Here is a 21,364-nt window from a genome sequence, read left to right on the forward strand (position 1 = left end):
GGCTGATGCCAAAGCGCCGGCACAGTTCGCGGCGGTTGGCTCCTTCTTGCAAGGCCAGTTCCAGGAATTCGCGTTTGGTGTCCATCAGGTCTCTCGGTTGCCAGGGCATGGGCCGCTTCCTCGGTCGTCTCGACCTCGAAAGTGTTTCCCATGTCCCCGCACACCTGTTACCCAGGTCCCCGGTCCATACAGCGAAGCAAAGAAAAGTAGGTCGCCCGCCGGGGCGAGACCCGGCCCCCGACCACAAAACAATTCAATGCGCCCTCACCTCCCCCCGAGCCAACGCCAACTCCCCAACAGCCATCCCCAAGGCCTGAATCCCCAAAGGAATTTGCGAAGCCGCAATAGACGACAACCGCAACCGAAAAAACGGACACGGATAAGGCGGCTTCGCAAAGAACACATCCCCCGCCTCGATCAGCACCCCATGGCTGCGCGCCATCAGCGACAGCTCGCCCGCGTCGACCCACGCCGGCGCCCGCACCCAGATCGACGCCCCGCCCTGCGGCAGCGTGAACTCGAACTCGGGCAGGTGCTCGCGCAGCGCCTTGGCCGCAAGCGCAAGCCGCTCCTGCATTGCATGGTTCACACGCCGCGCATGCGACTCGTGGTGCCCCAGCGAGAGAAACAGCGCATATGCATGCTGCAAAAAGGCGCTCGGATGCCGGACCATCGCATGCCGTATGCCGCGCAGCTCCCTGATCAGCGCGCGCGGCGCCACGATGAAGCCGAGCCGCAGCGCGGGCGAAAGGCTCTTGGACACCGAGCCCACGTAGATCACGCGCCCGGTCTTGTCCAGGCTCTTGAGCGCCGGCATCGGCGTGCCTTCGTACAGGTTCTCGGCCTCGTAGTCGTCCTCGATGATCACGAAGTCCTGCAGCTCGGCCTTGCGCAGCAGCCACTGCCTGCGCTCCAGGCTCAGCGTGGCGGTGGTCGGGCTCTGGTGCGAAGGGGTCACGAAGAGATAGTCGGCCGCGGGCAGCGCATCGACCACCAGGCCCTCCTCGTCCACCGCCACCTCGACCCACTTGGGGTTGCGCATCGAGAAGCTGTTGCGCGCATGCGGATGGCCGGGCTCTTCCAGGCCGACGCGGGTGTGCTCGTCGAACAGCGCATCGGCCAAGAGGTAGTACGCATGCTGCGCGCCGAGCGTCACCAGGATTTCTTCCTTCAGCGCGAACACGCCGCGCTTGGGCAGCAAGCGCGTGCGGATCTGCTCGATCAGGTCGGGCACGTCGTCGGTCTCGAAGTCGGGCGTCCAGTGCGGCAGCTGCGAGCGCGCCAGGCTGCGCGCGCAGCACTCGCGAAAATCCTCGGTCGGAAAAAGCTGCGGGTCGTAGTTGCCGTAGACAAACGGGAACGGATAGTCGCGCCAGCGGTCGGGCTTCGACAACGTGGGCTTGCCCTCCAGCGAGCGCAGCACGCGCCCCGACCAGTCGGGCGGCTGGCTGGCCTGGCCGCTGCGGCCCACCAGCGGCTCGGCATGCGCAGCGGACAGCGGCCGCGCGTTGTGCGCCACGAACACGCCGCTGCGCGGACGCGCTTCCAGGAAGCCTTCGTCGATCAACTGCAGGTAGGCCGAAGTGACGGTGTTGCGGCTCAGCCCGAGCAGAGCGGCAAGCTCGCGCGACGAGGGCATCGAGGCACCGGGGCTCAGGTGGTCCTCGAGGATGGCCTGCACCACGGCGGCGCGCAGACGGGCCTGCAGCGGCAAGGCGGGCTGGTCGGGCAGCGCGAAGAGCTGCGCCCATTGAGTGGCTCTGGGGTTGGCCATGGTGCGCCGCAGTTTAGGGCAAGCGCGGCGTTCTGGCTCGGTCGAATCCCCGCATCTGGCCCTATCGCGCGGGCGGCCGGCTGCCTACGCTTGCGCCATTCAATCCCGGAGCCCCGCGTGACCGCACAGCCTTCTTCTTCCTCTTCTTCTACTTCTTCCGTCAGCACCGAAACCCTGGCCGCGTTCAGCGATGCATGGAACCGCCACGACATCGACGCGCTGATGGGCTTCATGACCGAGGACTGCATCTTCCAGACCGCCGCCGGCCCCGACGCCTGCGGCACCCGCCACGTGGGCACCGAGGCGGTGCGAAAGGCCTTCGCGGCGGCATGGCAGGCGGTGCCCGATGCGCAGTGGATCAACGGCCGGCATTTCGTGCACGGCGATTTCGGCACCTCGCAGTGGACCTTCACGGGGACCGCTTCCGACGGCGGCCGCATCGAGGCCGATGGCATCGACGTCTTCACCTTCAGGGGCGGAAAGATCCACCTGAAGAACGTGTTCCGCAAGGCCCGCCCCAACCTGCCGGCGGCCCGCTAGGCCTGGCGTACCGGAGCCTCCGCATCATGACCCTGTCCGGCACTGCCTCCTTCTCCGCACCGCAGCCGCAGCCGCAACCCCCGAGCCGGCCCTACGACCCGCGCTACGACCCGCTGGTCGCGCCCGATCCCGGCGCCGGCCGCGCCTATGCGCCCACCTGGTGGGTGGCCAGCGCCGGCACGCCGCCCGAGGACGACGGGCCGCTCGTGCGCGACATCGATGTCGACGTGGCCATCATCGGCTCGGGCGCCACCGGCATGTCGACCGCGCTCTACCTGGCGCAGGAGCACGGCATCCAGGCCACGGTGCTCGAGGCCAACCAGGCGTCGTGGGGCTGTTCCAGCCGCAGCGGCGGCCAGGGGCAGAACGCCAGCGGCCGGCTCAAGCGCTCGCAGTGGATCCAGCGCTGGGGCCTGGACACCGCCCGGCGGCTCGACGCCGAGATCCGCGGCGGCTTCGAGAATTTCAAGCACCTGACCACGCAGATCGACTGCGACGCCTTCGATGGCGGCCATCTCTACCTGGCGCACCGGCCCGAAAAGCTCGCGGTGCTCGACGCCGAGGCCCGCGTGATGCGCGAGCAGTTCGGCTACGCCACGCGCATGCTGACGGCCGAAGAAGTGCGGCGCGACTACTGCGACGAGCGCGAGGCGGCCGGCGCCATGTTCGAGCCCGAAGGCGTGGGCATCCACCCGCTGAAGTTCACCTTCGGCCTGATGCGCAAGGCCCGCGCGCTGGGCGTGAAGGTGCACACCTCGAGCCCCGTGCAGGGCTGGCAGACCATCGACGGCGTGCACCACCTGCAGACGCCCGGCGGCGTGGTGCGCGCGCGCCGCGTGGCGGTGTGCACCGGCGGCTACACCGGGCAGGCGCTGAGCCCGCTCCTGAAGAACCGCATCATGCCGATCCTCTCCAACTCGGTGGTCACGCGCCCGCTCACCGAGGCCGAGCTGCAGGCCACCAACTTCAGGTCGCAGACCTTCCTGACCGACACGCGCACGCTGCGCTTCTACTACCGGCTGCTCAAGGGCAACCGGCTGCAGATCGGCAGCCGCAGCTCGGTGAGCGGCGCCGACGCCGAGCACCCGGTGCACCTGAAGCTGCTCACCGACGCCATCGCGCGCAAGTTCCCGCCGCTCGCGGGCATCCGCATCGACTACTCGTGGTGGGGCTGGGTCGACATGAGCCACGACATGATGCCGCGCATCATGCAGCCCGAGGCGGACCGGAAGATCTGGTATGCGGTGGGCTACGGCGGCAACGGCGTGTCCTTCTCGACCTGGGCCGGCAAGCGGCTGGCCGAGCGCGTGGCCGGCAAGGACACGGGCAAGGACGTGTTCGAGCTTCCGATCTACAAGTCGGCGCTGCCCTTTCCCAATGTGCTGGGGATGGTGGAATCGCCCGCCTTCGCGCCGTTCCGGCGCATCGGCCAGCGCATGCTCTACAAGTGGTATTGGCTGCGCGACGAGAAGTAGCGGTGCGGCGAGCAGGGCCTCGGGCCTTTTCTTCGCGCGCCAAGCCGGGCCGTGTTGCAATTGCATGTTTTCAACGTGCAAGCCACCGACGCATGACGACCTCTTCGCTCCTGATCCGCCCTCCGGCGCCCGACGACTACGCGGCATGGAAGCCGCTATGGGACGGCTACAACGCCTTCTACCAGCGCGAGGGCCCCACGGCCCTGACCGACGAGATCACGCAGGTGACGTGGCAGCGCTTCTTCGATGCCTACGAGCCGGTGCACGCGCTGGTGGCCGAGCGCGACGGCCAGCTGGTGGGCCTCACCCACTACCTCTTTCACCGCAGCACCACGCGCATCGAGCCGAACTGCTACCTGCAGGACCTGTTCACGCTGCCGTCGGAGCGCGGCCGCGGCGTGGGGCGGCAGCTGATCGAAGGCGTGTACGCGCATGTGAAGCGCGTGGGCGCGCACCGCGTCTACTGGCAGACGCACACGACCAACGTCGCCGGGCGCGCGCTCTACGACAAGGTGGCCACGCACGACGGCTTCATCGTGTACGGCACCATGGTCTAAACATCGCCCGGTAAAGCTCAGTACTTGATGGTCACACCGGCCTTCACGCCGTTGTTGGCCTTGCCATCCGTCAGCACGCCGCCCGTGAGCGACACATTGCCGCCCGTGCTCGCGCCCAGCGAGTAGGTGGGCCGCGGCGTGGAGGTGTCGGTGCCGATGTAGCTGCCGCTGCCGTCGGGCCGCTGCACGCCGACGGTCGCGCCCTTGGTGTAGGCCGAGGTTTCGGTGGAATTGATGTTGGGCGCCACGTAGACGGTGCCCTTGTCGTCGCTGTCCAGGGGCAGTTTCACCGGCTCCGCCATTGCGGCGGTGGCGATGGCGCAGCAGCACGCGGCCGCACTCGCCCACGCAAAGATCGATTTGCTCATGCCCTCGATCCTCGCGGCTGGGCCGCATCTTTCCTGTAGGACAAGAGGCAGCCCGGCCGGCAGGCGCTTTGTCATGGTTGGGGCGCGCACGGTCGGGACGCTTGTCTCCCCGCAGAAGGGACGCACCGCTCATGTGCGCGGGCGCCGCAATTCCTACAGTGATTTCACGGGAAAACGCTGGGTCCGCCATGGACCGCAGGCGTCGCCAGTTGGCAGATCACTTAGGGGAAACAAGCCGTGAAAAAGGTAAATCCATGAACAAGACCTTCCGAACCCTCTGGAATCCGGCGCTCGGCGCATGGGTGGCCGCGCCGGAAATCGCACGCGGCCATGTGCGCACGACCGGCCTGCATGCCGTTGCCATGGCGGTGCTGTGCCTGGGTGCCGGCCCGACCCTGGCCCAGGGCGGCGCAGGCGGCCAGCCGGTGGACAGCGCGCTGCACGCCGGCACCGGCGGCAGCAACGGCAGCGGCGGCGCGGGCGGACTCAATGACACCTCCGTTGCAGCGCATGGCGGCGACGGCGGATCGTCGACCGACGCCGCGGTCACGGCGGGCTCCGCCGCCGACGTCGGGAGTTTCAGCGGCGCCACCGCGGGCGCGGGCGGTGCGGCGGGCAGCTCCAGCACCGTCGTCTCCCCCGGCGTGCTGCAGGGAGCCAGCGGCGGCGCGGGCCAATCGCAGACCGGCGATTTCAGCAACGGCAATGGATACGGCGGCGGGGGCGGCGGCGGCTACTACGGCCTTTTGCTGGGCTCCAGCACCTTCGCGTCGTCCGGCAGCTACACCGGCGGCAGCGGAGGCGCGGGCGGCAACGGCTACTGGGCGGCCGGCGGCGGCGGCGCCGGCGGCTACGGCTCCGTGCTGATCGGCCCGCTCAGCAACTACGACGCCTTCGGCTCTTCCGTGGGCGGCACCGGCGGCAACGGTGGCAATGCTTATTCGCAGGGCGGCGGCGGCGGCAGTGGCGGCGGCGGATTCTTCATCAGCGCGGCAACGCCGGGCCTCGGCTTCGGCAACAGCGGCACGCTCGCGGGCGGTGCCGGCGGCGCGGGCGGGTCCGAACTTCTGCCGGCCCGAAGCAATGCCGCGGGCGGCGGCGGCGGCGCGGGCGGCGCCGGTGCCACGCTGGCCGGCAGCACCCTCGACGTGACCAACACCGGCCAGATCACCGGCGGCGCCGGCGGCGCTGGCGGTGCGGGCGGCGGCGGCGCGGGCGGCACCGGTGCGCCCGGCGGCGGCGGCGACGGCGGCGTGGGCCTTCTCTCCACCGGCAGCGGCGCGGCGATTGCCAACAGCGGCACCATCGCCGGCGGCGCGGGCGGCATCGGCGGGGCCAACAGCAACGGCGGCGCAAGCGGCGCGCCCGGCGCCGGCGGCGCCGGCATCGCGGGCGCCAACCTGAACATCAGCAACAGCGGCAGCATTTCAGGCGGCCTTGGCGGCGACGGCGCCACGCGCGCACCGGCCGTGTCGTTCACCGGCGGCAGCAACAGCCTGACCGTGAACACCGGCTCGTCGATGCTGGGCGCCATTGCCATCGGAAGCGGTGCCAGCGCCAGCGTGATCGCCGGCGCCGACGGCCTGAGCCTGGACAACGCACTGCTGCTGGGCGGCACGGGCACCATCGACACCAACGGCCACGGCATGGGCTGGTCGGGCCCGATCTCGGGCGCCGGCGACCTGGTGAAGGTCGGCGCTGGCACGCTGACCCTGAGCGGCACCAACACGAACACCGGCGCCACCAACGTCGCGGCCGGCACCCTGCGCGCCGGTGCGGCCGACACGCTCAGCAGCGCGAGCGCCTTCACCGTCAACGCGGGCGCCACGCTCGACCTGGCGGGCCATAGCCAGACGATCGCATCGATGGCCAACAGCGGCATCGTCTCCCTGCTGAGCGGCACGCCCGGTGCCACCCTCACGGTGCACGGCCCCTGGGTGGGCAACGACGGCACGCTGCGCCTGGGCACGGCGCTGGGCAACAGCGCCAGCCTGAGCGACCGGCTGATCCTCTGCGGCACCACCGCCATTGCCAGCGGCACCACCAACATACAGGTCACCAACCTGGGCGGCCTGGGCGCGCTGACCATCGGCAACGGCATCGAAGTGGTGACCGCGATGAACGGCGCCACCACCACGGCGCAGACCACCCGCGATGCCTTCCGCCTGGCAGGCGGCCACGTCGACGCCGGCGCCTACGAGTACCGGCTGCACGCCGCCGACGCGACCGGCGCGGGCGAGAACTGGTACCTGCGCTCCGGCGTCATCGTCGTGCCGCCGCCTCCTCCCCCACCGCCTCCGCCGCCTCCGCCGCCTCCGCCACCTGCACCACCGGCGCCGCCCGCGCCACCGGCACCGCCTGCACCGCCGGCACCGCCGGCACCACCAGCACCCCCTGCGCCTGCGCCTGCGCCGGGCGACGGCGGCACCCCGCGAAGCAGCGACGGCGGCTTCCCGCCTGGGGGCGTGACGGTGCCCACCTACCGTGCCGAAGTCCCGCTGTATGCGGCGCTGCCCGAGCAGTTCCGCCAGTCCAACCTGGCCATGGTGGGCAACCTCCACCAGCGCGTGGGCGACGACGGCACGGCCGGCCTTGCCACGGCCACGCCCGAGCAGGGCTACCGCCAGGGCTGGGCCCGCATCATCAGCATGGACCGCACCATCGGCCAGGCCGGCACCGTGAGCCCCACCAGCAAGGGGCGCCTCACAGGCTTCCAGGCCGGCAACGACCTGTGGGCCGATCCCAACTGGCGCGTCGGCATCTATGTCGGCCAGCTCGAGGGCGACATGCGCGTGAACGGCTTTGCCCGCGGCGTGCAGGGCTATGGGGTCGGCTCCAGCGACCTGCGCAGCCAGTACCTGGGCGCCTATGCCACCTGGAAGAACGACAGCGGCCTGTACGTGGACGGCGTGCTGCAGGCCGGGCGCCACCGCTACACCGCGGCCACCACGCTGGGTTCGGCCGGCTCGGGCAAGGGCCACAGCCTGCTGGCCTCCATCGAGGTGGGCCAGGGCTTCCACATCTCGCCGGAGTGGATCGTCGAGCCGCAATTGCAGCTGGTGCACCAGCACGTGAGCCTGGACGACGCCGGCATCATCGGCGCGGTGGTGCAGCAGCACAGCCACAGCGGCTGGCTGGTGCGCGCCGGCGTGCGGGTCAAGGGCGAGATGACCACCAGCGCCGGCCCGCTGCAGCCCTATGCGCGGCTGAACCTCTACCGCAGCAGCAGCGGCACGGACGTCACGCGCTTCATCGGCCCCGCGGCCTATACCGACATTGCCACCCGCACCGGCGGCAGGAGCACCGAACTGGCGGCCGGCGCCACGCTGCAGCTGACGCAGAGCATGAGCCTGTATGGCGAGGTCGGCAAGTTCTGGGCCTCGGGCGGCGACGCGCGCATGAAGAGCGGCGTGAATGCCAGCGTGGGCCTGAAGATCCGCTGGTGAATGCGAGGCGCCCGGCGGGCGCCTGCGCCGCTACTTTGGCCGCACCGCCACGGCGGCCGGCGCGTCGGGCATCGCGAGCGGATTGCGCCCCGGCCCCTCGACGCGCGTCAGCGTGTTGCGGTCGGTGTGGTGGAAGGGCTCGGCCTGGCCCTGGATCTGCATCACCGTGTCCTGGTCATAGGACCAGGTGCCGTCGGCGTTGATGGTCACCGTGATGTTCCATGCCAGCGTGGTGAACGCGTGCTCGATGAAGGGGTTGGACACGATGCCGTTCACCAGGCTGCCGCGCTCGGCGCTGAGCGTGAAGCGCGTGTCGTCCGCCTTGGCATGGCCGCTGGCCATGGCCACCTGCCCGCGCGGAATGGCCAGCGTGTGCAGCACCGTGCCGGTGGCCGGCTCCCAGAGCCAGTAGCCGACCTGGTCGTGGTACATCTTGGTGAGGCCGGGCTTGTGGATGTAGGTGTGGTAGCGCAGGCCGTACAGCAGCTGGGGGCCGTTGGTCTGCGGATCGATCGGCTGCAGCTCGTAGCGCTCGACATAGACCTGCGTCTTGGGGCCCTCGCGCTTGGGCTTGACGTCCACGCCGCGGCTGCCCTCCCAGATGCCGGCCATGGCGCGCAGCGGCCCGAGGTTGGCGAGCGTGTCGGGGTCGGCGTTGGGCTCGGTGTAGATGTCTTCGGTGGGGTTCATGGTGTGCGGACTTCTTCTGATTTCTGGTGGGGTGAACGGGCTGGTGCCCTAGTCGTTCGTCGACGATGCCGACTTGTCGGCCGTGGCCAGCACCCGGTCGATGCGGCGCCCCTCGAGCGCGGCAATCTCGAAATGCCAGCCCGCGCAGTCGATGACTTCGCCGGTCTTGGGCAGGTGGCCGGAGACGGCCATCAGCAGGCCGGCCACGGTGTTGTAGCGCCCGCGCTCTTCTTCCGGCAGCTCGCGGATACCGAGCCTCGCGCGCAGCTCCGACACCGGCATCAGCCCGTCGAGCTCCCACACGCCGTCGGGCCGCTCGCGCGCCCAGGCGTCGGTCAGCGTGCCGGGCTGCAGTTCGCCGGTGATGGCCTCGAGCATGTCGCGCGGCGTCATGAGGCCCTGCACCACGCCGTATTCGTCGACCACGAACACCAGCCGGCCGCCGCGTTCGCGGAATTGCTCGAGCAGCTCCATGCCGGTGAGCGTCTCGGGCACGAACACGGCCGGCGCCGCTTCCTGGCCCAGCACGCCGACATGGCCGGTGCCAAGGCGCAGCAGGTGCGCCACGCTGATCACGCCGACCACGTCGTCGAGCGAATTGCGGCACACCGGGTACCAGGAATGCACCAGGTTGAGCGCGCCGGCGTCGGCCACCTTCTGCAGCGCCTCGGCCACCGTGTCGGAGGCGTCGAGCCATTCGATGTCGGCGCGCGGGATCATCAGCGACGACAGCCGGCGGTCGTCCAGGTGGAACACGTTGCGCACCATCTGGTGCTCGTGCTGCTCGATCACGCCGGCGTCCACGCCCTCTTCCAGGCTGGCCGAGATTTCTTCCTCGGTCATGGAGCGCGCGGCATTGGCGTCGATGCGCAGCAGCTTCAGCACGGCGGCCGTGGCGCTCGCGAGCAGCCAGACGAACGGCTTGGCGCCCTTGGCAAGACTGCGCATCGGGCGCGACACCCAGCGCGCCACGGGTTCCGGGTAGAGCTGGCCGATCCGCTTGGGCACCAGCTCGCCGAAGATGATGGTGAAGAAGGTGATGCCGGTCACCACCACCGCGGTGGACACCACGCTGGCCGTGCCGCGGCCCATCCCCAGATTCTCCATCCAGACCGCGAGCGGCGCCGCGAAGGCGGCCTCGCCCACGATACCGCTGAGCATGCCGATCGAGGTGATGCCGATCTGCACGGTCGACAGGAAGTGGGTCGGCTCCTCCATCAGCCGGAGCGCGGCCTCCGCCCCGGTATCGCCCGTCTCGGCCAGTGCTGCCAGGCGCGCACGCCGGCTGGTTGAAAGGGCCATTTCGGACATCGCAAACAACGCATTCAGCGTGGTCAGCAAGGCCAGCAGGAGAACATCCATGAACGGGGGGTGAAAATGAGGACATGGCACTTTACTTGATCGGCGATATCCAGGGCTGCGACGCCGCCCTCCAGAAACTGCTCGACAAGATCGGTTTTTCACCCAGCCGCGACACCATCGTGCTGCTGGGCGACCTGGTCAACCGGGGTCCCGATTCGGCCGCCGTGCTGCGGCGCGTGCAGGGCTACGGCGCCTCGGCGCTGAGCCTGCTGGGCAACCACGACCTGCACCTGCTGGGCGTGGCGCACGGCGCGCGCAAGTCCAGCCGCAAGGACACGCTGGCCGGCCTGCTCGAAGCGCCCGACAGCGAAGCCATGCTCGAATGGGTGCGCCAGCAGCACATGGCGCTGCACATGCAGATCGATGGCGGCGACCTGCTCATGGTGCATGCCGGCGTGCTGCCGCAGTGGACGGTCGGCGACACGCTCGCGCTGGCGTCGGAGGTCGAATCGGTGCTGCGCGGCCCGGCGCTGGGCGAATTCCTGCTTGGCATGTACGGCAACGAGCCCGCGCAGTGGAGCGACACACTCAGCGGCAGCGCGCGGCTGCGCACCATCGTGAACGCGCTCACGCGGCTGCGCTTTTGCACCGCCGAGGGCGTGATGGAATTCGAGAGCAAGGACGGCATGCTGCCCGGCCCCGAGGGCTTCATGCCCTGGTTCGACGTGCCCGGCCGCAAGACCGCCAATGCCACCATCGCCTTCGGCCACTGGTCCACGCTGGGCTGGCTCTCGCGGCCCGACCTGCTCTCCACCGACACCGGCTGCGTCTGGGGCGGGTGCCTGAGCGCGGTGCGCATCGGCGCCACCTTGGACCAGCGCGAGCTGATCCAGGTGAAGTGCGAGCAGTCGCAAAAGCCCGGCAAGCCGGACTGAGCGGCCTCAGCCGCGCGGCAGCCTGAAGCGGTCGAGCGCCATGCGCTGCCGGCCCTCGGCATCGAAGTTCGCGGGCGCGAGCCAGCGCTCCAAGGCCGTGCGCAGCATCGGCCACTCGCCATCGGTGATCGAGAACCACGCGGTGTCGCGGCTGCGGCCCTTGTAGACCACCGCCTGCCGGAAGACACCTTCGAATCGGAACCCCAGGCGCATGGCTGCGCGCTTGGACGGTTCGTTGAAGTTGTCGCACTTCCATTCGTAGCGCCGGTAGCCGAGTTCTTCGAACGCGAGCTTCATCAGCAGGTACTGGGCTTCGGTCGACATCGGCGTGTGCTTGAGCAGCGGCGAGAAGTTGACGCTGCCGACCTCGATCGCGCCGTTCGCGGGGTCGATGCGCATCAGCGCGAGCGTACCTATGGCGCGGCCGCTCTGCCGCTCGACGACCGCGAAGTGCATCGGGTCGGTGCTTTGCGCGGCGCGCTCGATGTGGGCACGGGTGCCCGCGAGATCCGCGGGCCGTTCGAAGCCCAGGTAGGTCCAGTCGCGGCCGTCCGGTGCCTGCGCGTAGGCGGCATGGAGGTCGTCGGCATGCCTTGCGGCGTCGAGCGGTTCGAGCACGCAGTACCGGCCTTCGATGGCGCGGCGCGGCGGCAGCGGGCGCGCGGTCCAACCGGGCAGCAGCGGGCCGACCGGCTGACCGTATGCGTTGTGGCGATCTGGCATGGAGAAAAGCTTTCAGCGGAGGAGATGGATGAAGCGGCACGGCCGAGGGAACCGCTAAAGTACCTTTTGCGTGGCGCCACAGGAAGCGCCACGATCCATTCATTTCATGGTGCCACGCGCCCTCTTCGCTCATGAGCCCGCCACCCCGCAATGCCACCGCCACCGCATGGCTCGAATCCCCGCTCGCCAGGGAGCGCGAGGCCGGCCCGATGCAGCGCCAGCTGCACGAGCGCCTGAAGCGCGCCATTCTCGATGGCGGCTTGGCGCCGGGCAGCCGGCTGCCCGGTTCGCGCGCGCTGGCCGAGGCGCTCTCGATTTCCCGCAACACCGTCACCGCGGCCTACGAGCACCTGGCGGCCGAAGGCTATGTGCAGCCCGACCGGCAGGGCACGCGCGTGACCGAGCTGGCGCCCGCAAAGGTCATGCGTGCCGTCAAGACCGGTGTCGCACCGGCCACGGCACGGCGGCTCGCACGCATCCAGCCCGGCGCGCCGCGCGCCGAGATGGACGCCGCCCTGCGGCCCGGCATGCCCGCGCTCTCGCACTTTCCCGCGGCCGCATGGCGGCGCGCCATCGACCGCGCGATCCGCGGCGCCAGCCCCGCCACGCTCGGCTATGGCGATCCGCTCGGCGAACCGCCGCTGCGCGCAGCCATCGCGCGGCACCTGGCCATTGCGCGCGGCGTGCGCTGCGAGCCGCACCAGGTCGTGATCGCCGAGGGCGCGCAGGAAGCCATTGCGCTGTGCGTGCGGCTGCTGTCGAACCCCGGCGACACCGGCTGGATCGAAGACCCCGGCTACCGCGGCGCGAAGGCGGCCATGCATGCCGGCGACATGCGCATCGTGCCGATGCGCGTCGATGCCGAAGGCCTGTGCACGAGCGAACGCGACTGGCACAAACACCCGCCCCGGCTGGTCTACACCACGCCTTCGCACCAGTACCCGGCCGGTGCGGTGCTGAGCATCGCGCGCCGCCTGGCGCTGATCGCACAGGCGCGCCGCCACGGCGCCTGGATCATCGAGGACGACTACGACAGCGAGTTCCGCCACACCGGCGAGCCCATCGGCGCGATGCAGGGCCTGGTGGACGATGCGCCTGTGCTCTATGTGGGCACCTTCAGCAAGACCATGTTTCCATCGCTGCGCCTGGGCTTCGTGGTGCTGCCTGCGCCGCTCATGGCCACGGTGCAGAAGCCGCTCGAGGAAATGCTGCGCGGCGGGCACCGCCACGAGCAGCTCGCGATGGCCGACTTCATCGAGAGCGGCCAGTTCAGCCGGCACCTGGGCCGCATGCGGCGCCTCTACCGCGAGCGGCAACAGGCGCTGCGGGCGGCGCTCGCACGGCACTTCAAGGTGCCGCACGAGATCGACGGCGGCTACTGCGGACTGCACCTCACGGTGCGGCTGCCGCCGCGCTTCGACGACCAGCGCATCGCCGCCGATGCGCTGCGCCACCGGCTCGCGCCCACCGCGCTGTCGAGCTTTGCGATGCGGCCGCGGCCTTCGGACAACGGATTGGTGCTGGGCTATGGCAACACATCGGCGGAGCTCTTCGAGCCGCTGGTCAAAAGACTGTCGCAGCTGGCGCGTGCGGCAGAACGTGCTTAAGAGTTCTTTTGTTTGAATAAAAACTGGATCACGAATCCATTGACTACATACGTCGTACGAGTGCGTTTTTCCGGCAATTCAAATCGCTGCTGCAACTGCAACAAAATCCCCCAAATCGAAAGAGAACTTGCGCCTCGCCGCGCATTGAAATCGCATAATCGCGATCGCTTGAAACGTCTTGTCGCAGCGCACGACAACGACGCATCCAGAGCGGCCACGTCGCTCTCTTAAGCAAAAAGTAATCAACAAAAGCGACTGCAGGGAGTCCGCGTGAAACACGCCATTGCGACATCATCCGTCGCGTCCCCGGCGATCTTGCCGATCGCGTGGAGGCGCCATCCATGAAGCGCCGCGTCACCATCCAGACGCCGCTGGGCGAGGCACTGCAATTCCATCGGCTGGCGGGGCGCGAGGCGCTCAGCCAAGCCTATGCCTTCGACCTGGACCTGCTGGGCAGCAGCAATGCGCTGGACCCCAAGTCCATCCTGGGCAAGCCCGCCACCGTCGTGATGGAGACCGAGAGCGGTGCCCCGCGCTATCTGGCCGGCCTCGTCACCCGCTTCGGCCTGTCGCACGAAGACGACCGCCAGGCCTTCTACAGGATGCGGCTGCGCCCGTGGCTTTGGCTGGCCACGCGCCGAAGCGACTTCCGCATCTTCCAGGACCAGACCGTGCCCGAGATCGTTGCGGCCGTGCTGGGCCGCTACGGCCATCCTCTCGAGCAGAAGCTCAGCCGCAGCTACCGCTCCTGGACCTACTGCGTGCAGTACCACGAGAGCGACTTCGACTTCATCTCGCGCCTGTGCGAGCACGAAGGGATCTACTACCACTTCCGCCACGAAGCCGAGCAGCACGTATTGGTCTTCGCGGACGACATCGCCAGCTCGCACGCGCCGCTGCCCGGCGGAGAGACGGTTCGCTACCACCCGCACGAGAAGGCCGGCATGACCGGTGGGCTGGAGGCCAGCGAACGCATTTACGAATGGGCGTCCTCGGATGAAGTGCGCCCGGGCCACTACTTCAACAACGACTACGACTTCGAGAAACCAAGGGCCGAGTTGTCGCACCTGCGGCAAATGCCGCCCGGGCACGACCACGACGACTTCGAACGCTATGAATGGCCGGGCGGCTTCACCCAGCACGACGATGGCGAAAGCTATGCGCGCGTCCGCACCGAAGAACAGTTGAGCGAACGCAGCCGGGCCACAGGCCGCGCCAACCGGCGCGATCTGGCCCCGGGCTGCAACTTCACGCTCACGCACCATCCGCGTCAAGATCAGAACAGGGAGCATCTGCTGCTGGCCGTCGACTACGACCTTCAAGAGAACCTCCAAGCCAGCGAAGGCGCGAACGCCTCCGAAGGCTCGGTGCAGCGCTTCGCCTTCGAGGCCCAGCCCACCAGCTATGCGTGGCGTCCTCCGCGCACCACGCCCAAGCCGTGGACCGAGGGTCCGCAGACCGCGTTGGTGGTCGGCCCGGCCGGCGAGGAGATCTGGACTGACCAATATGGCCGCGTCAAGGTGCAGTTCTTCTGGGACCGCATCGGCGAGCGCAACGAGAACTCGAGCTGCTGGGTGCGCGTGTCCACGGCCTGGGCCGGCGCCACCTTCGGCGCGGCCGCGCTGCCGCGCATTGGACAGGAGGTGATCGTCGACTTCCTGAACGGCGATCCGGACCATCCGATCGTCACCGGCCGGGTGCACAACGCCGACGAGATGCCCGCATGGGAACTGCCGCATCAGAAGCACCTGTCAGGCCTGCGCAGCCGCGAGCTCGGCGGCAGCCGCTCCAACCACCTGGCGCTCGATGATTCGAGCGGCAAGGTGCAGGCCCAGCTCAAGAGCGACCACCAGAGCACCAGCCTGAGCCTGGGCCACGTCGGACGCATCGACGATGTCTCCGGCCGCCGGGACGACCGGGGCCAGGGCGCCGAACTGCGCACCGATGGCCACGGCGCCCTGCGGGCCGGCCAGGGCCTGCTGCTGAGCACCGAGGCGCGCCCCAACGCCCAGGCCCACATCACCGACATGCCCGAGACCGTCGCCCGCCTCACGCAAGGACGCGACCTCCACGAGAGCCTGAGCCAGGCCGCCCAAGCGGCCAAAGCCCATGAGCCCGGCGACCAGGACGAGGTGGCCAAGGCGCTGAAGGCACAGAACGACGCCATCAAGGGCAGCGGCGGAGACAAGGCGCATGGCCTCTTCCCCGAATTCCAGGAGCCGCACCTCACGCTGGCCAGTCCCGCGGGCATCCAGACGACCGCGCAGGGCTCGACCCACATCGTGAGCGGCGAGCACACCGCCATCACCAGCGGCGCGCACACCAGCGTGGCCACTGGCAACAGCTTCCTGGTGAGCGCCAAGGAGGCGGTGCGCCTGTCCGCGGCCAGGGCCGGCATCCGCGTGACCGCTGCGAAGGACGACATCGACATCACGGCCATGAAGGCCAGCATCAACGCCCTGGCCAAGCTCAACATCAAGCTGGAGGCCAACCGGATCACCATCACGGCCAGGGACGAGGTGCTGATCAACGGCGGCTCCAGCTACACCCGGTGGAATGCGAATGGCATCGAGAGCGGCACCAATGGGGTGTGGCGGGCGCATGCGGCTTCTCATTCGATGGTGGGACCGAAGAGCCTGCCGACGTCCAAGGGCTACGAGGCCAAGTGCGACCTGCAGGACAGCGGCGCCGCGGGCGGCGCGTCGGCCTCCCGTTAATGAACAGCGTGCTGCCCGTGCGCCCGGATGCCTCGCTTCTGCTGCGCAGCCTGCAAAAGGGCTTTGCCAGCGCGCGGACGCAGGCGCCACTGGCCCATGCCTCCGTCGCCCGACCGTTGTCGGCTTTCCTGGTGCTTGAACGCTGGCGAGACAACCCGCTCGCCGAGCACCTGCAGGAGCACCATCCGCTGTTGGCCGACGAACGTGTCGACGTGCCCGACGAGATCTACCGCGGACGCCCCGAAGCCGCGCCCACCCTCGTGCCGCTGCCCGAAGACTGGGCGGTCGATGCGCCCGGTGCCAGCACCCAGGCTGTCCTGCACACGATGGCGCTCGCGCTGGCCGCGGCACGGCTGCAGAGCGAGCGCCGCCTTGTAGAGCAGATGTTGTGCGCCATCGTCTTCAGTCCGGCAACGCCTGCGAGCATTGCAATGCACTGGGCCCGGCTCGGCTTTCAGACCTCGCCCGCTGACGGAAAAGACAAGCTGTTCCGCTATCAGGATGCACGCGTCATGCAGCGTGTGTGGCCGCTGCTCGACAACAAGCAGCGCTTGCAGTGGCTCGGGCCAGTGACGGAATGGTGGGCGTTGAGCCAACCCTGGCAGCCTTGGCCATACGCCGAAGCATTCGCCACCGGTGGAGAAGTTCCTGCCGGCAGTGGCGAAGACGCACCCGAATGGTTCATTGCCACCCGGCCGGTCTTGTCCCAGGCTGCGGCTCGAGAACCACGGCACGAAACCATGCGCCATCTTCTGCGCCTCGATCAATGGCATGCGGCACACGGCGCAACCACGGGTACACGGCTGTGGCTGAGCATGGCTTCGCGACGAATCCCCGTTCAACGCCAACCCGATGGAGAGACGATGACCCGGCTCCTTCGCCAAGGGGTTGAATTGGGATTGAGCCAGGAATCGGATCTGTCCGAATTCGTGGACGCGTCATGGCGGGCGCATCACTACGATGACCGACTCATCGTGCGCGACTGGTCGACACCCCGGGACGCGGCCGTGTTGCGGCAGACGCTCGCCGTGATGCATCCGACGCGCGATCGTACGAGCCAGCCTGCCAACAGCCATGTTGCTTCACCTGGCTTTGCCAGCGCGCTGCATGAAGCCGAGCAAGCCCTCTCGATCTCGACCAAACCAAACACTCCGCGGAGAGACTGAAGCCCATGCCTTGCGCCACCCCCTGCCGAAACTGCGATCGCAAGGGCCTGCCGATCCTGTTCACCCGCTATGCCGCCGCCTTCAGCGCGCAGGAGCAGGGGCTCGCTGCGCTCAAGCAGTTGCAGCCCACGGGAAATTTCCAGGCCCAGCCCGGCGGCGTGGCCATGCGCACGGCCCTCTACGGCGTGCGCATGCTGCGGCCAGGGTACCTGTACGTGCGAATCCAGAACGTGTGCAAGGCCCACCCCGAGTGGCTTGGCTACATCGTGCATCCCCATGGCTACCTGGCGCAGTTCGACGTCGGGTTTCCGGAGGCCGCCAAGTCGAATCCGGCCTGCGAAATGGAAGTGCGCGGCGCCAACGCCTCCATGGTATGGGTGGCGGACGCCAAGAACGTCACCGAACTGCACTACATGTTCCATCCGGACCCGATCGTGCCCAAGCACCTGTTCGAGCACATCGAGCCCCAGCGCGACACCTACATGCAGAAGTTCGATGTCGCAGGATGGCTGGGCGGTAACACGAGCCAGAAAGACACCTGCCAACCCGGACAGCTCAACAGCCAGGTGATGGAATTCTCGGCACTGAAGGACACCGCCGTACAGACCGTGGGCAGCGAACAGCACTACGGCCTCATGGGCGTACACGGCGCTGAGCGCGAGTGGGGCACCTATGAGGAGGCACGCACCGGCCGGCATTTCGAAAAGGTGCGCAACGAGACGCGCCGCGCCGACGGCAGCGTGGCCGTCACCGACACGGGGCCCGTCACCGGCATGGCCGTGGGGCCCTACATCGCACGCATCACCGGCCCGCTCTACAAGGACGCGCATGGCCCCCGGCTGCGGAAGATGGCCGAGTTCCTGACGCAGCACAAGGGCGCCGTCGTCGCATGCGACGACCCCATCGGCATTGCCCAGGAACTCAGCCTGCACCATCTCACCGCGGCCATGCCGTATGTGCAGTGGCTCAAGGAGGTCGATGCCTCGGACCCCGGCAACGCGACCGTGACGAATGCATGGAAGCACGCCGCCAGTGAGAGCATCAAGACCGTGCGCGGAGCCCTCTACAAGAAGGCCATGGGCATGTACGACGCCGAAACGGACCGCCTGAAGAGCGTCCATGACGTCCTGGGCCAGCGGCGCGCCTACCCCGTGAGCACGACGATGGTTCGGCAAAAGGACGGAACCTATGCCGAGATGTCCGTCGAGGCGATGCGGGCGCAGCGCCGGGAAGCGCTGGAGGGAGAAATTGCCGCGCGTGAATCGGACCGGCGGCTCATCAGCGATGCGGAATCCAAGTCCGCCCTCGAGACGACGCTTGCGCATGTCGATGAAACCCGGCTCAAGGACTTCGACGCCAATCACATGGCACAGATCGAGAAGCGCGACAAGTGCATGGACAAGATCAGCGAGGACCTGATCGCCTGGCTCCAGTGCGATACCTTCCTCGTCAAGACATTGGGCCGCTACGACCGCAAGCCGAGCGGCATCGAAACACGCGATGGTGCACGCTGCGCGGGCCAGTTGTGCGCCATTCTGGAAACCATGGACAGCAGCCCGCGCGGGCGCAAGTGGTATGCCGATCTCCAGTTGTTCAAGGACGAGCCGAAGAACCTCGTGTGGCGCATGGCGACCCTGAACAACGAGGCGATCTCGCAGGAGTTGCTGCGCGTGCTGGACACACTGAAGGACACGCTGCCACCGGCCACTGAGGTGACGGATGCTGAAACGGCCGAAGAAAGCGCGCGGCAGCAGCGCGCCTGGGCCGCAATGGCGGTGGCGCTGGAGAAGATACCGAAGACGCTCAAGGGTAGCCAGACGCTGATCAAGGAAGCGTCCAAGCTCGTCGACCCCGGAGCCGGCACGATGCAGAAGATTCAGTCGCTGCAGAAGATCGCCGAGACGGCCGCGAAGAATGTTCATTCGGTGTGGGGCATTGCTGTAGTGCGGGCGGCCCAGAAATTGGGTGCTTCGGCGATGGAGCTGAATCTCGCCAAAGGGCAGATCGTGTTGCTCTCGCACGGCCTGGGCGACAAGGCGATTGAGTTCGTGCGAGCGGAGCAGCGCCTGCTGGACGAGAAATTGCATGCCGAGGGAAGGCAGGTGGTCTACAGCAACAAGCACAATCCCAGGCCGGGCGGACGAGCGTGGAAGCGGCACTACGACCACAAGGGCGAGAAGATGCAGGCCCGGGTGGATCGGGCGTTGGCGCTCGGCGCGGACAACGCAGTGAAGAACATGCGCATTCCGTCGGTGGTCGGTGGCCTGGAGATCATGAGCCTGATCCCGACCTTCGGTCGCGCGGGCGAGCGCAGCGATGACCCGAGGGCCGGCAGCCAAAGCGCAGGAGCGCTGGCCGGCGCGATGGGAACCTGGAAGAGCTGGCGATCCGACTACTACGAAAAGAACGTCTACGAGGCGATCAAGGCCGAAGCGCCGCTGGCCGCGCGGGCAAATCTGGTGACGGCCTTGGACAATGAACTGCGCATGCTGAAGATCGGCGCGGCGCATTGGGTGGCGTCTGCTGCGGTGGTGGGGGTGGTTTGGGATGCGATTGACGCAAAAGCAGCAGCAAAGGAGGGGAACGACTTGCTGCGATGGGCATACGTCGGGAGAGCTATTTCGGGCGGTGCAACTCTCACCTCTGCACTGGTGAGTGCCTACAATTTCGACAAAGTACGCGTTGTACTTTGGTGTACTCGCGTCAATCTCGTTGCTGGTGTGATGACTCTTGCAGCGAGCTATGCAATCGAAAAAATCAAGGCAAAGGAGTGGATCGACTGGCTTCAAGCTCAGCCTTTCCGGAAGATGGATAGTAAGAAGACCCCACAAATCAGCGAGCAATTCATGCTCAGTCAGTTGGCCAATGCGATTGCAGACATGGACTGACGAGTAGACCTATGTTTTTTTCGGAGAACAGCTTTAGGCAAGAGCAACGCAGAGACGGCACAGAGAAAGCACTGGCGTACTACGCGGACATCAATTCGTACACGCGGCTGCACGAGATCCAGGAAGGCGTGCGACCTCGTCAGGAAAACGAGCCCAAGCTCAAGAGAAAGGAAAAGCTTGAGCAGCAGAAACTCGCACATCCTCGGCTCTATGGCATGCGCACCTTGTTCGACTTCAACGAGCATTTCGTTGAGTTGAGTAATGCGGGGGAGGAGAAACGGTCGTTGGGTTTAATGCTGTTCATTCTCTGTTTCTCAATTATTGCGTTACCTTTGTATTCCTTCTTGGATCAGGTGATGGGGCATGGACCACGCTCGACATCGTGGTTCATCGCATTGGCAATAGGTGGCGCCATGTGCGTTACGGTGCTTGTTCTCTGCTACTTCTTTGCGTGGCCATACCTACTTGCTCCGGCCTTCTTCACCAGCCTGCGTGCGCGGTACCGTTTCAATCGAACCACTCGAAAGGTCTACGCGCTGCGCCCAAAGAAGTACGGCGGCAATGTGGTGCTCGACTGGGATCGCGTTCAGGCGCATGTTCGATGGGCGCCGCCCAAAGCGTGGACGGCTGAGCAACTGGCAACGAGCGAGGCCGCGCGCGAAGAGCGCCAGCGCTCGGCGGGCCTGGACAGCAACCTGCTGTTGTACTGGCCACCGCTGGATGCCAACGATCCCGAGCGCAAGGGAGAAGATGTACTCTGGGTCGGGCCCACCGGCAGCGGCGAATCGTTGTGGCAGTACATCCGGACCTTCATGGAAGATGGAATGGACGCTGTGCCGAGGCCCTCCGAGCACGAGTGGCTGCGCAAAGGCTTCAGCGGCCCTGGCGAGCACTTGGAAGAAACCGTCATGCATGGCTCGCACATGCGTGACGACATCATCGGCAAAGGCACATCGGGTGCGACCTTCACCAACTACGCGACGAACTTCCTGTGGGCGCCGTTGCACAGCCTGGCCGAGCGGCTGTGCTACTGGCCCACGTTCCCCGAAGAATGGAACAGCGACTGCGGGCAGAAGCGTCGCGAGAGCGGCATCGGCCCCGAGGAGCCCATGCGATGGACCTGCAAACCTTGATGCCCAGAGGCACGCCAATCCTCCGAGGGTCGCTTGGTGAATG

At 67.6% G+C, this 21,364-nt stretch carries 15 protein-coding genes; 10 read left to right on the top strand and 5 right to left on the bottom strand.

Going from position 1 to position 21,364, the window contains the following annotated elements:
* Positions 1-253 precede the first annotated feature (253 nt).
* On the bottom strand, positions 254-1,774 hold the full coding sequence (pdxR, locus tag AC1DMS_RS13840; RefSeq protein WP_478181195.1) for a MocR-like pyridoxine biosynthesis transcription factor PdxR: 1,521 nt from the start codon (positions 1,772-1,774) through the stop codon (positions 254-256).
* Between the two features lie 117 nt (positions 1,775-1,891).
* On the opposite strand from pdxR (AC1DMS_RS13840), the gene AC1DMS_RS13845 reads away from it, so the two are divergent.
* The 3 genes from AC1DMS_RS13845 (at position 1,892) to AC1DMS_RS13855 (ending at position 4,346) form a co-directional block, all read left to right on the top strand.
* Positions 1,892-2,314 carry a nuclear transport factor 2 family protein gene (locus AC1DMS_RS13845; protein WP_478181196.1) on the top strand — a complete coding sequence of 141 codons (423 nt, stop codon included), beginning with the start codon at positions 1,892-1,894 and terminating at the stop codon, positions 2,312-2,314.
* 26 nt (positions 2,315-2,340) lie between these two features.
* Positions 2,341-3,789 carry an NAD(P)/FAD-dependent oxidoreductase gene (locus tag AC1DMS_RS13850; protein WP_478181197.1) on the top strand — a complete coding sequence of 483 codons (1,449 nt, stop codon included), beginning with the start codon at positions 2,341-2,343 and terminating at the stop codon, positions 3,787-3,789.
* Positions 3,790-3,881: 92 nt separating this feature from the next.
* The gene (locus AC1DMS_RS13855; protein ID WP_478181198.1) at positions 3,882-4,346 is read left to right on the top strand and encodes an N-acetyltransferase family protein; all 465 of its coding nucleotides are present in this window, start codon (positions 3,882-3,884) and stop codon (positions 4,344-4,346) included.
* A gap of 17 nt (positions 4,347-4,363) precedes the next feature.
* Here AC1DMS_RS13855 and AC1DMS_RS13860 read toward each other — a convergent pair whose 3' ends face one another.
* Positions 4,364-4,714, bottom strand: coding sequence for a hypothetical protein (locus AC1DMS_RS13860; protein WP_015866628.1), 351 nt, complete (start codon positions 4,712-4,714; stop codon positions 4,364-4,366).
* A gap of 254 nt (positions 4,715-4,968) precedes the next feature.
* On the opposite strand from AC1DMS_RS13860, the gene AC1DMS_RS13865 reads away from it, so the two are divergent.
* On the top strand, positions 4,969-8,160 hold the full coding sequence (locus tag AC1DMS_RS13865; protein WP_478181199.1) for an autotransporter outer membrane beta-barrel domain-containing protein: 3,192 nt from the start codon (positions 4,969-4,971) through the stop codon (positions 8,158-8,160).
* Positions 8,161-8,190: 30 nt separating this feature from the next.
* Here the strand turns inward: AC1DMS_RS13865 and AC1DMS_RS13870 are convergent, their stop codons facing one another.
* Together AC1DMS_RS13870 and AC1DMS_RS13875 are read right to left on the bottom strand one after the other, a co-directional pair.
* Positions 8,191-8,850: an FABP family protein gene (locus tag AC1DMS_RS13870; protein WP_018907427.1), complete on the bottom strand. Its 660-nt coding sequence runs from the start codon at positions 8,848-8,850 to the stop codon at positions 8,191-8,193.
* Between the two features lie 48 nt (positions 8,851-8,898).
* Positions 8,899-10,212, bottom strand: coding sequence for a hemolysin family protein (locus AC1DMS_RS13875; RefSeq protein ID WP_478181200.1), 1,314 nt, complete (start codon positions 10,210-10,212; stop codon positions 8,899-8,901).
* Between the two features lie 23 nt (positions 10,213-10,235).
* On the opposite strand from AC1DMS_RS13875, the gene AC1DMS_RS13880 reads away from it, so the two are divergent.
* Positions 10,236-11,087, top strand: a complete 852-nt coding sequence (locus AC1DMS_RS13880) for a symmetrical bis(5'-nucleosyl)-tetraphosphatase (protein ID WP_278881053.1) — start codon at positions 10,236-10,238, stop codon at positions 11,085-11,087.
* A 6-nt stretch (positions 11,088-11,093) separates the two neighbouring features.
* On the opposite strand, the gene AC1DMS_RS13885 is transcribed toward AC1DMS_RS13880, so the two are convergent.
* A complete protein-coding gene (locus AC1DMS_RS13885; protein WP_478181201.1) occupies positions 11,094-11,810 on the bottom strand; it encodes a GNAT family N-acetyltransferase in 717 nt (238 codons plus the stop codon).
* 131 nt (positions 11,811-11,941) lie between these two features.
* On the opposite strand from AC1DMS_RS13885, the gene pdxR (AC1DMS_RS13890) reads away from it, so the two are divergent.
* The 5 genes from pdxR (AC1DMS_RS13890) to AC1DMS_RS13910 all read left to right on the top strand — a co-directional run bounded on the left by pdxR (AC1DMS_RS13890) (position 11,942) and on the right by AC1DMS_RS13910 (position 21,321).
* On the top strand, positions 11,942-13,417 hold the full coding sequence (pdxR, locus tag AC1DMS_RS13890; protein ID WP_478181202.1) for a MocR-like pyridoxine biosynthesis transcription factor PdxR: 1,476 nt from the start codon (positions 11,942-11,944) through the stop codon (positions 13,415-13,417).
* 341 nt (positions 13,418-13,758) lie between these two features.
* Entirely contained in the window at positions 13,759-16,134 is a 2,376-nt protein-coding gene (locus AC1DMS_RS13895; protein ID WP_478181203.1) for a type VI secretion system Vgr family protein, read from the top strand.
* Entirely contained in the window at positions 16,134-17,300 is a 1,167-nt protein-coding gene (locus AC1DMS_RS13900) for a DUF4123 domain-containing protein (RefSeq protein WP_478181204.1), read from the top strand. Before AC1DMS_RS13895 ends, AC1DMS_RS13900 begins: the two co-directional genes overlap by 1 nt.
* A 5-nt stretch (positions 17,301-17,305) precedes the next feature.
* The gene (locus AC1DMS_RS13905) at positions 17,306-20,188 is read left to right on the top strand and encodes a T6SS effector BTH_I2691 family protein (protein WP_478181205.1); all 2,883 of its coding nucleotides are present in this window, start codon (positions 17,306-17,308) and stop codon (positions 20,186-20,188) included.
* Positions 20,189-20,199: 11 nt separating this feature from the next.
* Positions 20,200-21,321, top strand: a complete 1,122-nt coding sequence (locus AC1DMS_RS13910) for an MFS transporter (RefSeq protein ID WP_478181206.1) — start codon at positions 20,200-20,202, stop codon at positions 21,319-21,321.
* Positions 21,322-21,364 lie beyond the last annotated feature (43 nt).

Source organism: Variovorax sp. 05T418 (genome assembly GCF_056396385.1).

Coding starts and splice junctions, on each gene's coding strand:
- pdxR (WP_478181195.1), bottom strand. CDS start 1,774: ATGGCCAACCCCAGAGCCACTCAATGGGCGCAGCTCTTCGCGCTGCCC.
- AC1DMS_RS13850 (WP_478181197.1), top strand. CDS start 2,341: ATGACCCTGTCCGGCACTGCCTCCTTCTCCGCACCGCAGCCGCAGCCG.
- AC1DMS_RS13855 (WP_478181198.1), top strand. CDS start 3,882: ATGACGACCTCTTCGCTCCTGATCCGCCCTCCGGCGCCCGACGACTAC.
- AC1DMS_RS13860 (WP_015866628.1), bottom strand. CDS start 4,714: ATGAGCAAATCGATCTTTGCGTGGGCGAGTGCGGCCGCGTGCTGCTGC.
- AC1DMS_RS13865 (WP_478181199.1), top strand. CDS start 4,969: ATGAACAAGACCTTCCGAACCCTCTGGAATCCGGCGCTCGGCGCATGG.
- AC1DMS_RS13870 (WP_018907427.1), bottom strand. CDS start 8,850: ATGAACCCCACCGAAGACATCTACACCGAGCCCAACGCCGACCCCGAC.
- AC1DMS_RS13875 (WP_478181200.1), bottom strand. CDS start 10,212: ATGGATGTTCTCCTGCTGGCCTTGCTGACCACGCTGAATGCGTTGTTT.
- AC1DMS_RS13880 (WP_278881053.1), top strand. CDS start 10,236: ATGGCACTTTACTTGATCGGCGATATCCAGGGCTGCGACGCCGCCCTC.
- AC1DMS_RS13885 (WP_478181201.1), bottom strand. CDS start 11,810: ATGCCAGATCGCCACAACGCATACGGTCAGCCGGTCGGCCCGCTGCTG.
- pdxR (WP_478181202.1), top strand. CDS start 11,942: ATGAGCCCGCCACCCCGCAATGCCACCGCCACCGCATGGCTCGAATCC.
- AC1DMS_RS13895 (WP_478181203.1), top strand. CDS start 13,759: ATGAAGCGCCGCGTCACCATCCAGACGCCGCTGGGCGAGGCACTGCAA.
- AC1DMS_RS13900 (WP_478181204.1), top strand. CDS start 16,134: ATGAACAGCGTGCTGCCCGTGCGCCCGGATGCCTCGCTTCTGCTGCGC.
- AC1DMS_RS13905 (WP_478181205.1), top strand. CDS start 17,306: ATGCCTTGCGCCACCCCCTGCCGAAACTGCGATCGCAAGGGCCTGCCG.
- AC1DMS_RS13910 (WP_478181206.1), top strand. CDS start 20,200: ATGTTTTTTTCGGAGAACAGCTTTAGGCAAGAGCAACGCAGAGACGGC.